The following is a 14,926-nucleotide window of genomic DNA, read 5'->3' as shown; positions in this document are numbered from 1 at the left end:
CGATGAGGGAATAAAATAAGGTTTATTTCAATTTAGAAAGAAACAGGTGAGTTATGAAAAAGAAAAAAGTAAATCTCTCACAAAAACAATGGATACTAGTAGGCGGATTTCTATTCCTGTTATTCTTTTTCCTATTTAACCAAGACCTAATCAATATTCTCTTAAAAGGAGATGTAGATAAAGCAAAAGAATTTTTAGACAAAAACATTGGCTATGCCTTATTTTTTATGGGACTGGTCATGCTTATTCAAAATTCATTTACTGTATTTCCTCTAATCTTAGTTATAACGATTAATATTACTTTATTTGGTTTTATAAACGGATTTTTATGGAGCTGGTTTACTAGTGTTATTGCTTCCATCATTGTTTTTTATGGAGTTCGATACATTTTCCAAAGTATGATTATTCATAAGTTTAATACAAAAGTAATTGAAAAAGTAGACGTAAATGGATTTGCTTACGTTTTTCAAGCTAGACTGTTTCCTTTCGTTCCAACAAGCCTTGTGAATATATTAGGTGGGCTAAGTACTTTACGAATTTTTCCTTTTACCATCGCAACAACAGTTGGTAATTTCATATACTTCTTTGTGCTTGCTCTAATCCCCGCTGGAATTTTGTCTGCAGATTTAGATGAATATTTGATTTTAGGCATTATATTTGTATCTATTGCCTTATATTACGTATTTAAGCACATAAAGCATAAACGAAAGCCACTTGCTGAGTCTGAAAATAGTGAGTAATCATACGCGCATAAGAAAAGCACAATTTCTCTTGCAACATAGGGTCTTCTTATTACACATTTTCAAAAAACTTAAAAAGAGGATGGCTGTGACTAATATTCCGGCCACCCTCTTTTTTTAATGGCTCTGTTAAAGGTAAAGGTAGAAGTTGTTTCGTAAAATGGTAATATGACAACTTCTCAACATCTAATAAAACTAATCACTATGTACTTTAAAAATCTTAAGGATTCTTAAGTATTTTCCCTACTGTTTCTTTAGGTTTGAAATGTATTCTAAAGCCGTAGAAAATTCAAACCTATGGAGTGATAGTGTACATGAAAGCTTTCAATTTTATTTTTCAATATTTATTAAACCCTAGGGAGATTGGTGCAGTCTTGCCAAGTTCAAATTATCTTGCGGATAAAATGGTAGATAGTATTGATTTCCATAATGCAAAATACATCGTAGAATTGGGTCCGGGTACAGGAGTTTTTACAAATAAGATTATTAAAAGCAGAATTGAACCTACGATTGTTATGTTGATTGAGAGCAATAAAGAGTTTTGTATGTTATTAGAAGAAAGGTATAAGTACGAAAGGAATCTGATTATTATTCATGGTTCTGCTGAGGATATCAATAAGTATACAAAGGAATTTAATATCCCATATCTAGATTATGTAGTTTCTGGTCTTCCTTTTGCAAGTTTGCCCAAAAGAGTCTCAAGAGATATATTAATTAATACGAAAAATCTGTTAAGGAAAAATGGAATTTTTATTACTTTCCAATATACGTTATTTAAGAAAGGACTTATTGGTCACTATTTTAAGCATATTAATATAACACGTGAGTATAGAAATATTCCCCCAGCATATGTATTCGGTTGTAGTAATTAACATATGGAGAATCTTATAGAAGGTGTGAATTGATTTGAATGGAAAGGTCTTAATTGTTGATGATGATCTAGAAATTAGAAATCTAATTTCCATCTATTTAGAAAATGAAGGGCTAGAAATAACCAAGGCGAGCGATGCCCTAGAAGCATTGGAATTATTGGAAGCCCTTAATTATGATTTGATTATTTTGGATATTATGATGCCTAAAATGGATGGAATCGAGGCATGTTTGAAAATTAGGGAAGCACGTAATATGCCTATCATCATGCTATCAGCTAAATCCGAGGATATCGATAAAATTAAAGGGCTAGTTTCTGGTGCAGATGATTATCTAAGCAAACCGTTTAACCCCTTAGAATTAATAGCCAGGGTCAAATCTCAACTCAGAAGGTATAAAAAATATAATATTGAAACAGAAAGTAATAAGAGTGTTATTAAAATTGTTGATTTAACGATAAATACAGATACTCGCCAAGTATGGATTAAGAGTAGCGAAGTAAGGCTTACACCAAAAGAATTTGATATCCTTGAACTTCTCGCACGTAATAAGGGCATTGTTCTAAGCGTCGAGAAAATATATGAAGCTGTTTGGAAAGAGAATTACTTTAAATCTGATAACACTGTAATGGTTCATATTACAAAAATTAGATTCAAAATTGAAGATGATCCGAAAAATCCTATTTACATCAAAACCATTTGGGGAGTGGGGTATAAAATATGAGGAGTAAAAAGCTAAGCGTTCAACTCCTTACAGCAATAGCAATAAGCTTTTTTATCTCGGTCCCAATTGTTAGTAATATTATACTATATGTCATGGATATTTTTTTAAAAAAACCTAATTTTATTGGGATAACTATCTATTATTTTATTTGGATAACTACTGTTATCTTAACTTTTATTATAAGTCTTTTAGTAATGATTCGTAGAAAAATAAAATATCTTCAACATATTACAGATAGTGTTCAAACCATTGCAAATGGAAATCTAGGTACTACTATTGAAATTACGGGAAATGATGAGTTAAGTCAGCTTGCTAAAAATATCAACTATATGTCAAAAGAGTTGAAAAGTAAGTTCGAACATGAGAGGCAAATAGAGAGTGCAAAAAATGAACTTATTACAAATATTTCTCACGATTTGCGTACACCTTTAACTTCTATCATTGGATATGTAGATTTGTTGAGAAAAAAAGAATATAGAGATGACGAACAATTATATGATTATTTGGAAACCATTTATTCTAAATCACAAAATTTCAGCAAACTTATTAATGAACTATTTGAATACACCAAACTTACAAGTCCTGATCTAAAATTAAACTTTACTGAAGTTGAGTTAGGCGGATTATTAGAACAAATATTAGGAGAGTACATGCCAATTTTAGAAAAGGAAGAACTGGACATTCAAAAATCGATAACTGAAGAAGATATACACGTATCTATGGATATTGAAAAAATGGTGCGTGTCTATGACAATCTTCTAATGAATGTAATAAAATACAGCAAGAAACCCTCTATATTAAAAGTAGATCTTCATATAGTTGGCATTAAAGCTATTTTTACTATATCCAATCAAGTAGAGAACTTACCAGTACAAGACGTAAATAAATTATTTGAACGCTTTTATCGAGGAGATATGGCAAGGAAGGAAGATGGAGGGTCTGGTATTGGACTTGCCATATCTAAAAGGATTATAGAGCTTCATGGTGGAACGATTGAGGCTAATTATAGAGAAGGTTGGTTAACCTTTACAATTGAAAATATCATTAAAGAATAATTTTTTATGGGAAACGGCAAACTGTATATTATTGGAATTTTTTTAGTGGATTTATTAAAATGGAATGGTGAAAAGTTGATTTCCAGATAGTTAAACTGGATTGTGAAAGAACGCACTTAGACTAACGGTTGCCTTAGTAAAGTAAAATGAGCTTGGAGATACATATCCCAGCTCATTATTTATGAACATTTTTAAATCTAACTTTAACATAGCCTTTTTAATTTAATGGTTTTATCTATCCTAACTAATCAATTAAGTTTTGTTGTCCCTTTTTGACTATTTGAATGTAGTGTTTAATTTTTCTTCATGTACTCATATACATTTTTAGGCGGTATATTAAGTAAAGAAGAGATTTCAGTGATTTTCTTTCCAGCTGTTTTCATTTCTCTCACCTTGTACACCATTGCTTCTTCATATTCTTCGGCAATAATGAACAAAGGGTTTAATAATGACTCCCATATCTCATAATCAGAGAAATTATTTTTTGCTATTATTTTTGCTAATAGTGATTTTACATCATTTACCTTTATTGATTGCTTTCCTAATAATAATTCTTTTTCTTCAAGAAAACATTTTATTTCTTTTAGAATATTTATGAATGAATCCATTGAATTCGCAAGGAAACTACCAGTTCCCCAACTCCCTAATCCGTGCAACAATAATGACACTGGGTAACCTTCTTGATTTAAATCTATAATAATTAGATCACCGCACAGCGTTTCATAAGCAATAACAATCCAGTTATCATCCCAGGAATCCTCTTCACCGGTTATAAGAGAATTTCCATCTAAATCGAAACTATAGCCCACTTGATACTTACCTAATTGTTCAAAAAAGAATACATCAAAGTCTCATAGTCTTTAATTTTTTCATACTCTAAATTGATTTGCTTCAAGTTCCTTTCAATGTCTTCTTTTTGTAGAAAGGAATTAAACATTAAATCATTCAAAGTAATAACATCCTATCATCATTTCGTTATATAAACGAAAGGGTTATCTTTTTAAATGGTTGAAATATACATACTCCAATAGGCCTCTAGCTGTCTTTCTTGAAAAATGGTTAAGCTACTCATATTTAATATTTCTTCTTTTAAAACCTGAACTTTATCTTTTTGCTTTATATTATAAAAGTTTTTACCAAGTTCTACTCTTAATCGGTTCTTTACAGATAAATTACCAAAGGGATCGAAATAAGAATCTATTCTCGATTTATCCTTCACCCCTGTGTAGGTAAAGCGTTGGTAGTAGTTTAACTCCTTCTCAAGCTCAATGTATCTTTTTATCGCCTCGGATTCCGTAATTGTTTCCTTTAATAGCTCTAATTTAGTCTCTATTAGCTTTACTTCACTTGTATAATCATGTTCTCTTAATATGTTTAAGTTTTCTTCTACCCACTTTACATCTACTCCATAGTCTGACTGCAAGCCTAAAATATTAAAGGAACAAATAGCAAACGCATCCTTTACCTCTATATGCTCTTTGATTTCCTCTACTGATGGGTAGCCAAATTTGGAAGGTTGGATAATCTCAACGGATGGATTGTTAAATAATATATTTTCTATATCGTTCTTGTGTAGGTGGTTAACAATGATTAATAATGTTTTACCTGCATTTTCTTTGGCTATGGCTTTAATACTCATTGCCTGCATATAAGTTCTATACTGAAAGAGTCTTCTTGAAAAATCCTTTTCCCCTGATGATTTCGTTTGAATCCACTCATTCATCTGTTTAATGACTTCTTTTCTTTCGGAATAAAAGAAGTCTTCTTTTAAGTTAGGAAAAGATACAAATTTCTTAAAAGAGTTTTCTCCTCTGACAAATGCTGGTTGGTCAATATCATTTATACCGAGTGCTAATTGTTGATCATTTGGGGAGGCATTCCAATCAAAGGGAAAAACAGGTATTCCCCTTTGTCGCGCATACGGTAAAATAATTTCCTGCTGCTCATAAGTAAAATCCTGAAAGTCTAATCGGGCAAATTTTTCAGGACTTCTTTCTATTCCTATTAAATCTGGCTTTACTCGATCAAAGAATGCACGATAAACGGCAGGTTGACATTCTCTTGAAACTAGCTGATATGCATGGCTTACTCCTAAAATTATCAATTTAGATTTCATATCACTTTATCCCCCCACCTTAGTTGCTAATCAGCGCTCTATATTTAAAAATTCTGTAAATTCGTTTATACTTATTTTAACATATTTTCTATATCCCTTTCGGTCAATTTATTTAATTCTTTTATGAATGCTAAATGCCCCCTAATCTCTATTTGATATAATAAAAAAGAAGGAAAAATTTATGTAAATATAGGAGATAGTAGCTATGAAAATTGCCATATTCACAGATATCCATGGAAATGGACTTGCACTGAAAGCCGCCTTAAAGGATATTGATGCAAGATCAGATATAGAAGAAATCTGGTGCTTGGGCGATATGATTGCAATGGGACCAGATACAAACGAAGTGCTAGATCTTTTATTTTCTCGACCGGATATCCGAATGATTACAGGTAATCATGATGAGGCTGTACTATCGCTCAAAATAGGAGAAGGTCATCCAGATAGCTATAAGCATACTCGCGAACATCATCATTGGATAGCTGACCAATTAAGCGATAGAAATGCAGACAGACTTAAGAATCTTCCACGTATTCTTGAAAAAGATATAAATGGAGTGCATATTCTCGGCATTCATTATCATATAGAAGAAAAAAAGAGATTCGCCCATATAAAGGATGAGCCCTTTTACACCATTTTAGATGCCACATTAGAAAACATGGAGAAAATGTTTAAATCATATCCCGCAGACATAATCTGTTTTGGACATCATCATCCTGAACATTTTTTCTCAAATGACAAGCAGATTTATTTAAATCCAGGAGCTCTCGGAGTATCAAAAGGAAGCACTGCTCCATATGCAATTATTGACGTTTCAACTGGCAAAACAACTGTTACTATTCACCATGTAAATTATGATAAAAGAAAATTTCTGGAAAAATTTAAGTTGCTAGACGTTCCCCAAAGAGAAATACTTTTTAAATTATTTTATGTAGGAGAATAAGCGCTCATGTTACAAATTATATTTTAAACACTAATTCCCTTGAAGCTAAGTAAAGAGGCAGTGAGTTAATTCTTGTACTAATCCATAACTATAAGGATACCTCGTTCTGAATGAATTCCGTTTTGGTAAATATTAATTTAACTAAAGATGTTCTCTTTTATATCTGAGATTATATACAGTTTTCACTTGATATCAAAGAATTTTAGTTGTTCGGAGCATAGGCGGCGACTCTTAGGGGACACGCGCGTGGGAGAGACTACAGGCTCGACTCGTCCCCCCAGGAAAGCGTCCGCTGTAGCGGAGAACAACGATTTAGTAGTAGAAAAGAGTCCCGGAAATTACTAATAGTAAATTTCGGGACTTTTGAATTTCTAAGGTGAATTTTGTCCGAGCCTCTTTTTATTTTTAATTCACCTTTGATTATATCAATTAAATGTTAAGTAATAGTATTTTAATGATACTCATTAACACTTTTTCACTTTAAATCAGTAAAGTGTATTGACCCTATTCTGAATAGTTCTTATAATTAACAACAATCTGTAAGGATGGGAGACAGCGATAATGAAAGATTTTATAAGTAAACTACTTACTGGTATGAGTATTGGAATTGTGGTGGCCCTAATACCAAATGCATTGCTAGGCGAAATGCTAAAATTGTTAATTCCACACTTTCCTGTTTTACAGCCAATATTCGATATAACTGTATATCTAATGAGTATGCTTTCTATTTTAATTGGGGTGATGGTTGGAATGACCTTTAAGCTGACTCCTATTCAAACAGCTAGCGTTGGCTTAGCTGCTATGGTTGGAAGCGGGGCCATTACAAAAACAGCAGATGGCTTGTTTGCCTTAAGTGGTATAGGAGTGGTATTGAACACAGGTATAACAGCTGCATTAGCGGTATTATTTGTGAAATTTATCGGAGATAAGCTGAAAGCTTATGCGATTCTTTTAATCCCTACCTTAACTATTTTGTTTCCAGGTTTGATTGGTTACAATCTATTGCCGTTCATGAAAAAATCAACAGGCTTATTAGGTGATGGCATCGCTTATCTTACAACCTTACAACCAGTTGTTATGGGAGCAGTAATTGCAGTTGCATTTTGTCTTATCATTTTATCTCCTATATCAACTGTTGGTGTTGCAACTGTCATTATGCTATCTGGAATTGGCTCTGGGGCAGCTAATTTAGGGATTGTAGCCACAGGTGTCGGCCTAGCAATTGCTAGCTACAAAGCAAATAACCTAGGTACTGCACTAGCACACGTGCTTGGTTCTCCTAAAATACAAATGCGCAACTTTTTTATGAAGCCTAAAATTGTTTTTCCAATGATTATAACAGCTGCCATCCTAGGTGGATTAGCAGGAGCTTTAAATATACAAGGTACACCGATGAGTGCCGGCTTTGGATTATCTGGTCTTATTGGTCCTTTAAATTACATAAATCTATCTGAGGGCGGATGGAACCTAGAGAATACTGCAATTATGCTGAGTACTTTTCTGATTCTTCCCATTGCATTAAATATTGGGTTGATATATTTGTTTTCTCGTAAGCTGAAAATGATTAAATCACAGGATTACAAGCTAGATTTTGAATAGGTGTACGTACGAGGATTTTTTGTGTGACTTAATTAGAATTAAACTCCTATCAGCATCATACTATTTTTCAATCATAAAGAGCTATCCTATTTGAATCAGACATCTACTAACGTTTATGACTAAAAAATAAAAAGAGAGATAGCGATTATGCTATCTCTCTTTATTTATTTATAACTATCAAACAAGTCTTGGACTGTATAATAGGATTTTTTTAAACGTTCCTCGTATTTTGGTAAATCCCAGTTATCCCATTTATAGCTTTTCAAAGTCTGCAACTTGCCAGCTTCCATGGATGGCAACGTATCTTGAATACTGTCCTGCTTGTCCATGAATAAGGCTCCTATATATATTTCATCCACAAACTTGCTTGCCTCTATTCCGTCCCTATATAAATCACCAGTAAACTCTTTTTGACTTGGATCCTTTGCACGTATTAATAGCCAGGGGATTCTAAGCTCAATCTTACCGTCCGCTATATAATAGTCGGCCAAAGAATCATAATCGTCGGCTTCTGGGTCTCCATTACCTCTTTTCAGCTTACCAGCTTCATAGGCTTCAAAGGGAAGTGTAGTATTTTGTTGAGGCAAGTATAATTCCTTGTTTAAGGCATACTGCTCTACTACAAATTCACCGCTATCTAGTGAAGTGGTACTTGGCTTTGGCTTAAGTAAATTTAAAACATGACCATATTGATACGAGAAAAAATCATAATATTTATCGACCAACAGTCTAGATTCACTTTCCTTAAGATTTAGTATGAAATCTATGCCGTTATTAAAAGAAAGATCGGATATACCGTTAATCTTTGTATTCCCTTGATCAGGAACAATATCCAAAAGGAAGATAGGATATCCATCATTTTTAGTCTCATAGTCAAGCCTTAGATAAAGGTACCTTTCGTCATGGTCCACATATAAGGAGTTGATGCTTCCATCTTCTTTTTTATATAGAGGCTCTACTTCCCACTCATCCGTTTCTCCATCCACTTTTACCTTATGTCGGTCAAAACTTAACAAACCAAATTGTTGCTCATTTGTTTGAGCATTAGACCAATAAGGGCGTCTATCTGGATTATCATAGTCAACTGTATTCCAAGTTCGCTTAAACCATTCATCCTGCCAGGTGAAAACCAAACCACCTAGTAGCTTCTCTGCCATGATATCTTCAAATAGACGGCTAATTATTTTTCCCTGCTCGTCTTCAGAAAGGAATCCTTGATTCCACCCAAATGGGTTTTTATGTGTTAGCCCCCTCGAACCGGGCACCCCAAATTCGGCTATTAAAACAGGGAGACGATGTGCCTCATGCAATTCTTTTAAATATGCAGCATAGCTATTAAATTCTCCACGATGGTCAACAAAAGTTTGATAAGATTCTTCATAATTAAAGAAGTCCGGATAATAAGGATATACGTGATATGAAGCAAATTGGTTAGTTAGCTTCATTTCATTTTTAGTATAAATTACGTTTGGGTCCACTCCTACTAAGTCTTCCTGCTCAGCAGGTTCTGCAGGATGATCTAAAATATCTGTTGTCACCCAATTTGTAAAGCTCATAGGTCTAATCCAGTTATAACGTTCCTTTTCGTACTTAACGATAGTATCCATTTGCTCCGCTAGCCAATATTCAAATGGCTTTGCTCCCTGAGTTTCAAAATATGTACCGCTATATTCTCCTAAGGAGCTATACTTCTCGTTCGTATTTAACACCATATAGGGATACCACTCAATTCCAAGCACCCATCCGGCGATATACTCAGAAACGTCTGCAGTATATACACCTGAAGCATGACCAGCCCTTTCCTTCACTGTTTTGTTTCCATGAATAACATCCACAATGGTCTTCATCTCTGTTTGAAAATCTTTTAAATTTTCTTCATCGAAGGCATCTAATGATTCCTCGAGCTTTTCCTCATTGATCCAGACCCCGTGTAGCACATAGATTTTATTGTCATGTTCTTCATTATAGCGTTTTAGGGCATTGTAAAAGCCTGGTGGATGCAGTGTATAAACACGTACCATGTTCGCGTTCATTTCACCTATTTGTTCAAACCAGCGATAGTATTCTTCTTCAGTGATGGCAGCTTCACCTGGAAAGTAGCCTGGTTTTCCCATACCAATGTTTACTCCCTTGACTGTTAAAGGAGTCCACTTGTCATTCTCAAACACTTCAAATGTCTCACCCTGAATTCTTGCGGTATAGCGTAAGTCAGTTTCCATTACGGTTTCCTCACTTGTATCGAAGTCTTCTAATATAACCTTCATCATAGGAAAATATGTGGACCAATAAAAAGCATTTTCCGCAAATCTCTCTGCTAAGTTATAGATATGAGAAAGACCCTTCAGCTGATAAAAAGACGGTACCTTTGCAACATCATTAAAATCTCCTGCAAAATAATAACTGGAAGAATGCGAATGTGTTTTCTCCAAAACTGCTGCAAACTCTATAGGTATAGAGTGCTCCTCTAGTAAACTCTTACCAGCCTCTGTTAGATCCCATTGATAGTTAGCTAAAACCTTTGCACCCTCTTTGGGAAGGACAATGTCAAACCAATATTGGTAATCTGTACTTTGGTCTAGGTCAAACTTTGATTCCCCAGTCTCCGTTAAGGCTACTTGAATTCCTTTCTCCCCAAAATGTTTATCACTTTCTAAAACTAAAACTTCATTTTTGTCATTTACTAAAACAAAACCTCCGCCTTTATAGTTCCAACTTTCTACGGCGTCAATCATCCACTTAGGAATCTCTTCATTGCTTTTTGGGTCCAAATCTGCGAAATATCGCCCTGTCCACCCAGTCCAATTGAGTCCTAGATAATTTTCTATACTCTCTCTAACTTTAGGCTCGGTAGGATATGCAAAAGTATTGAACTCGGCAATTAACAAGCTTTTTTCTTGATCATTTAGTCTTTCAAGAATATGATTCCATTCCTCTTGCTCAAGTCCTCCATACACCTTATTGCTACCCTCATAGACACCGTAAGTATCTGCCAAATAAATCACGTCATAATTTGAGTAATCTTTGGGTAATTGTCGTGTTTGCCCCTCTTTTTTGTTTGGTATATACCCATAGTAGTCTGATGTAGCATCATATTCATCGTTGCCATTTGAATATTTCAAATGATTCAATAGCCAAGTAAGCCCTAAATGCTCTCGATAAGACTCATCTGGTACCGTTTTATCTATGATAGCTATACTCATCTTATTAGCTGGCTCTATAAACCAAAGAATAATTGGTAGAAGTAAGATGAAGAGAATAATAACACAAACTAAATAAAATCGTTTCATCTCCACTATCCTTTCTGAGAAAGACCTTTACGCTGCATAGTTCCCCACACATTTTTCCCTAGCATGAAATGGACAATTCCTTCACATCTCCAAAATAGAGTTAGTGGCTTGTACCAAAAAATTTCTGTGAGGGAGATAACAATTAACCGAAAGACATCTCTCACTTTTGGGAATGTATTTGTGCTCCATGCCTCCAATAATATCGATAATACTGAAAAAATTGCCCCATAAACCACAAATAATAGGGAGAGTAATATAGCAATTTCAAAATAAATGTCTCCTAAAAAGAAGGCAACGATAATATATACATATCCTCCTAGCTCAATAATTGGCCCCAAGCATTCAACAATCCAGAAATAAGGAAAAGAAATCATACCAATCCCACCGTACTTTGGATTGAAGGTCATCTTTCTATGCTTCCATAGGCTTGTGATTAAACCTTGATGCCATCTTCTTCTTTGCTTTCTTAAAGTAGCTAAATCTTGTGGAGCCTCTGTCCAACAAACCGGATCTGGAACAAATTCTATACGTTTCTTAGAATTTCTTTCCTTTAATAGGCGATGTAGCTTAACGACCAATTCCATATCTTCTCCAATGTTATGCTTGGAATATCCTCCAGCCTCTATGACCCATTGCTTGGAGAAAACACTGAAGGCTCCGGATATAATTAGTACCAAATTAAATTTACTAAGCGCAATTCTTCCCATAAGAAAAGCTCTCAAATATTCAACTACTTGCATGACTACCAAGAAATTATCCGATAGGCCGGTTTTAAAAATAGATCCTAATTGAATATCTGACCCATTAGCTATACGGATATTTCCTCCAGTCGCTATTACTTCGCCGTTAGACAAAATAATTGGCTTCATCACCCTCAACAGAGAGGTTTCTTCTAGTATAGAATCACCATCTATGGAGCAAAAATAAGGATACCTTGCTACATTGATGCCAGCATTTAACGCATCTGCCTTTCCCCCATTCTTCTTGTTTACTAAAAGTAAATTAGGGTGAATATCTGATTGATAAATATCTAGTATAGGTTCGGTAGCAAGCTGATCTCTTATAATTTTTTTTATCTTTTTCATTTTAAATTGTTCGATTACTTTATGTTGTGTAGTGTCTGTAGAGCCGTCATTGACTACTATTATTTCTGTTTGTGGATAACGTAGGCTCAAGAGAGAATGTATACTATCAATGACACCCGCTTCTTCATTGTATGCAGGCACAATAATAGACACAGGCTTTGAATAGATGACATCAATATAATCATCGTCTAGTTCATCCTTGTCCAGCTTAGATTGCTTTCTTAGCTGGTGGAAGGCCATTAATAGCATAATACTGTAAGTTAAAATAACGATAAGCATATAAAATAATATTATTCCTGCAAAAAATAATAGAATATATTCCAAAATATTAGCTAAGCCCATTATGGTTTTTGTCCTTTCCCTAGTGCCTCATAGGCCATATCAATTGCGTATCGATCACTAGAATTTTCTATATACTCCTCCAAACTCTCTCTCCCATTTTTATCATTCATCATAGTTCTGGCAGCCTGTGAGCGAACCCACCAGGACTCGTCCTCTAACAATATTTGTAAATGGGGTAATGTGTAGGATAGTGGTAATAACTGAAAAAGCTTAGCAATCATTAATCTCTCCTCCCAAATAGGAGATTTCACAAACGGCAAATAAGTTTCCGGATTTATAATAACTCCAATTTCATAAATTGCCCTTAGGGACCTTATACGAATTTCTACATCCTCTTGCTTCAATTGCATTTCTAAATGAGGTAAATACTCAATATCTCTTTTAAGTCCCATCGTTTCAATTAAGGAGTAGCGACAAGTCTTAGGTAAATCACCTATTTTATCCGTTAAGTTGTCTATTAGCTCTGGTGTGAGATTTAAAAGAAGCTTTTTATACTCATATTCTGATAGAGGAACAGTACTGACTAACATATGTTGTAAAAATAATTTCTTATTAAAAAGCGAATATATCTTTAAAAGCTGAAAGTATTCTTCTCTTGAAATTCTTTTTCTACCTAGCTTTTCACAATCCTTTTGAAGAGAACTAATCCTAAAATCCTCTATACGAAACATAGCGTTCATTCGCTTGCTCCAACTCTTACTATGCAAAAGATCGCTATAGTAATCCTTTAGGTATCTATTGGAAAATTCACTGATTTTAACTTGTATAGATTCGTTAGAGAGATTTTTTAAATATGTAGCAAAAATTTCTTCTATGCCCATTATCTCTTCTCTACTGCGAGGAATGAGATACTTGGTAAAAGGTATCCCGTCTATTAAAAAGCGATGCCAATCCCCTTCATAGTCGTGAACATAAGACTCAATTTTCCCATTAACTTTTACTTCTCTTATTCTCTTAAAAATTAAATATAATCCAATTGATATTAATATCAGAGTTAATAGAAAGATAAGCAGAAGGACAAACTTAATCGATATCTGAATCATAGCCATAGCCTTTCAAATGTTCTTTTAATTTGTGCTTCAAATAACCTAAGATTAAAAGGTTTTATTAAATACTCATCTACCCCTATTTCATAGGCATAGAGCATGTCCTCCTCGTTTTTTTTCTTAGTCATCATGAAGGTTATAAAACGCTGACTATTAGGGAGCTGTTTAACCGTATGTAAAACTTCCAAGCCATTTTTTCTCGGTAAAATATCATTCATAATAATAATGTGCGTATGACTAGTAAAATACCAATCAGATTTTAAAAACTCATAGCCATCGGAAAATGCTTTGATCTCCAATTCAAAATAGTCCACATTCATCTTTTCCAACGATGAGCTAAGTACTCTACGGAATATCTCATTTTCCTCTAATATACTTATCTTAATTTTTTCCATATCTTTTTCTTTAAAATCCTGTATGTAATTAACTTCAAAGGAGCCACCGCGATTAATTACTTCCTTTAGAGCCCCTACTCCAACCTCTAATAGTTTTTCAAAATCTACACGATTGTTTCCTATCTCTACAACACTTGCATAGAGAGTTGAGATCGACACTGTTTTTGAATCTTTAAATAATCTGTTAAGAAATGATTGCGCTTCTTCTTCACCACTTTGAGATAGTATAATACACCAGTTGTTTGGCTCCATTAACTCAAAAAGAAAATCAGTCTGTCTAATCTTGCTGCCTAAATATGAAGTTAAATCATCTTGCTGAAATATTTCTTCTTTTAAAGAAGCTGATAAAAAAACTGCAGTAATAGTTGTGCGAGAGCGGACGACATTAGCTTTTAATACATTAAAGAATTCTTTAATTTGAGTAAAATTTTGTTGAGACCCAGCTTCACTCCTATTTTTAGTTAAGCTCATTCCTTCACCTCTTTTAGAAATATTATCCATTAATTAATTTTTATTTACAAATAATATAATTTTACCATTTATATACCCATTTTATTGAAGAATAGACAATTTTAAATTTTCTTTTATATGTATCCCTTACATAGTTCCTACACGTAGTAAAAAATCGTCGATTTCCGTTTCAAGTACTACGCTTTCCGCGAGCACCATGGCCTCAGCCTTCAATCCAATCGACTAATATTGAACAACCCTACGAGCAATTAAAC

General features: G+C 34.0%; 11 protein-coding genes and 1 pseudogene. 6 read left to right on the top strand and 6 right to left on the bottom strand.

Going from position 1 to position 14,926, the window contains the following annotated elements:
- Window positions 1–53 precede the first annotated feature (53 nt).
- From ACQKNZ_RS01825 to ACQKNZ_RS01810, 4 genes are all read left to right on the top strand, one after another.
- Window positions 54–740: a TVP38/TMEM64 family protein gene (locus ACQKNZ_RS01825; protein WP_427657730.1), complete on the top strand. Its 687-nt coding sequence runs from the start codon at window positions 54–56 to the stop codon at window positions 738–740.
- 314 nt (window positions 741–1,054) lie between these two features.
- On the top strand, window positions 1,055–1,612 hold the full coding sequence (locus ACQKNZ_RS01820) for a class I SAM-dependent methyltransferase (protein ID WP_427657728.1): 558 nt from the start codon (window positions 1,055–1,057) through the stop codon (window positions 1,610–1,612).
- 34 nt (window positions 1,613–1,646) lie between these two features.
- Window positions 1,647–2,333 carry a response regulator transcription factor gene (locus tag ACQKNZ_RS01815; RefSeq protein WP_427657726.1) on the top strand — a complete coding sequence of 229 codons (687 nt, stop codon included), beginning with the start codon at window positions 1,647–1,649 and terminating at the stop codon, window positions 2,331–2,333.
- Window positions 2,330–3,388 carry a sensor histidine kinase gene (locus tag ACQKNZ_RS01810; RefSeq protein ID WP_427657724.1) on the top strand — a complete coding sequence of 353 codons (1,059 nt, stop codon included), beginning with the start codon at window positions 2,330–2,332 and terminating at the stop codon, window positions 3,386–3,388. The genes ACQKNZ_RS01815 and ACQKNZ_RS01810 overlap by 4 nt, the downstream gene beginning before the upstream one ends.
- Window positions 3,389–3,681: 293 nt before the next feature.
- Here ACQKNZ_RS01810 and ACQKNZ_RS01805 read toward each other — a convergent pair.
- Both ACQKNZ_RS01805 and ACQKNZ_RS01800 read right to left on the bottom strand, forming a co-directional pair.
- A pseudogene (locus tag ACQKNZ_RS01805) lies at window positions 3,682–4,325 on the bottom strand (SMI1/KNR4 family protein).
- Window positions 4,326–4,388: 63 nt separating this feature from the next.
- Window positions 4,389–5,504, bottom strand: a complete 1,116-nt coding sequence (locus ACQKNZ_RS01800; RefSeq protein WP_144540032.1) for a hypothetical protein — start codon at window positions 5,502–5,504, stop codon at window positions 4,389–4,391.
- Window positions 5,505–5,709: 205 nt separating this feature from the next.
- Between ACQKNZ_RS01800 and ACQKNZ_RS01795 the strand changes: the two genes are divergently transcribed.
- Entirely contained in the window at window positions 5,710–6,447 is a 738-nt protein-coding gene (locus ACQKNZ_RS01795; RefSeq protein ID WP_340862472.1) for a metallophosphoesterase family protein, read from the top strand.
- Between the two features lie 561 nt (window positions 6,448–7,008).
- On the top strand, window positions 7,009–8,046 hold the full coding sequence (locus ACQKNZ_RS01790; RefSeq protein WP_427657721.1) for a PTS transporter subunit IIC: 1,038 nt from the start codon (window positions 7,009–7,011) through the stop codon (window positions 8,044–8,046).
- 164 nt (window positions 8,047–8,210) lie between these two features.
- Here the strand turns inward: ACQKNZ_RS01790 and ACQKNZ_RS01785 are convergent, their stop codons facing one another.
- The 4 genes from ACQKNZ_RS01785 to ACQKNZ_RS01770 are packed head-to-tail and all read right to left on the bottom strand — an operon-like array spanning window position 8,211 to window position 14,672.
- On the bottom strand, window positions 8,211–11,333 hold the full coding sequence (locus tag ACQKNZ_RS01785) for a hypothetical protein (RefSeq protein WP_427657719.1): 3,123 nt from the start codon (window positions 11,331–11,333) through the stop codon (window positions 8,211–8,213).
- A gap of 5 nt (window positions 11,334–11,338) precedes the next feature.
- Window positions 11,339–12,760, bottom strand: a complete 1,422-nt coding sequence (locus ACQKNZ_RS01780; RefSeq protein ID WP_427657717.1) for a glycosyltransferase family 2 protein — start codon at window positions 12,758–12,760, stop codon at window positions 11,339–11,341.
- Window positions 12,760–13,809, bottom strand: coding sequence for a HEAT repeat domain-containing protein (locus ACQKNZ_RS01775; RefSeq protein WP_427657715.1), 1,050 nt, complete (start codon window positions 13,807–13,809; stop codon window positions 12,760–12,762). The genes ACQKNZ_RS01780 and ACQKNZ_RS01775 overlap by 1 nt, the downstream gene beginning before the upstream one ends.
- Entirely contained in the window at window positions 13,800–14,672 is an 873-nt protein-coding gene (locus ACQKNZ_RS01770) for a response regulator (protein ID WP_427657713.1), read from the bottom strand. Before ACQKNZ_RS01770 ends, ACQKNZ_RS01775 begins: the two co-directional genes overlap by 10 nt.
- Between the last annotated feature and the right edge of the window lie 254 nt (window positions 14,673–14,926).

Source organism: Psychrobacillus sp. NPDC093200 (assembly GCF_050280345.1).
Classification (GTDB): domain Bacteria; phylum Bacillota; class Bacilli; order Bacillales_A; family Planococcaceae; genus Psychrobacillus; species Psychrobacillus faecigallinarum.
The sequence above is the reverse complement of the archived record's forward strand: the minus strand, read 5'-3'. Positions and strand labels throughout refer to the sequence as shown.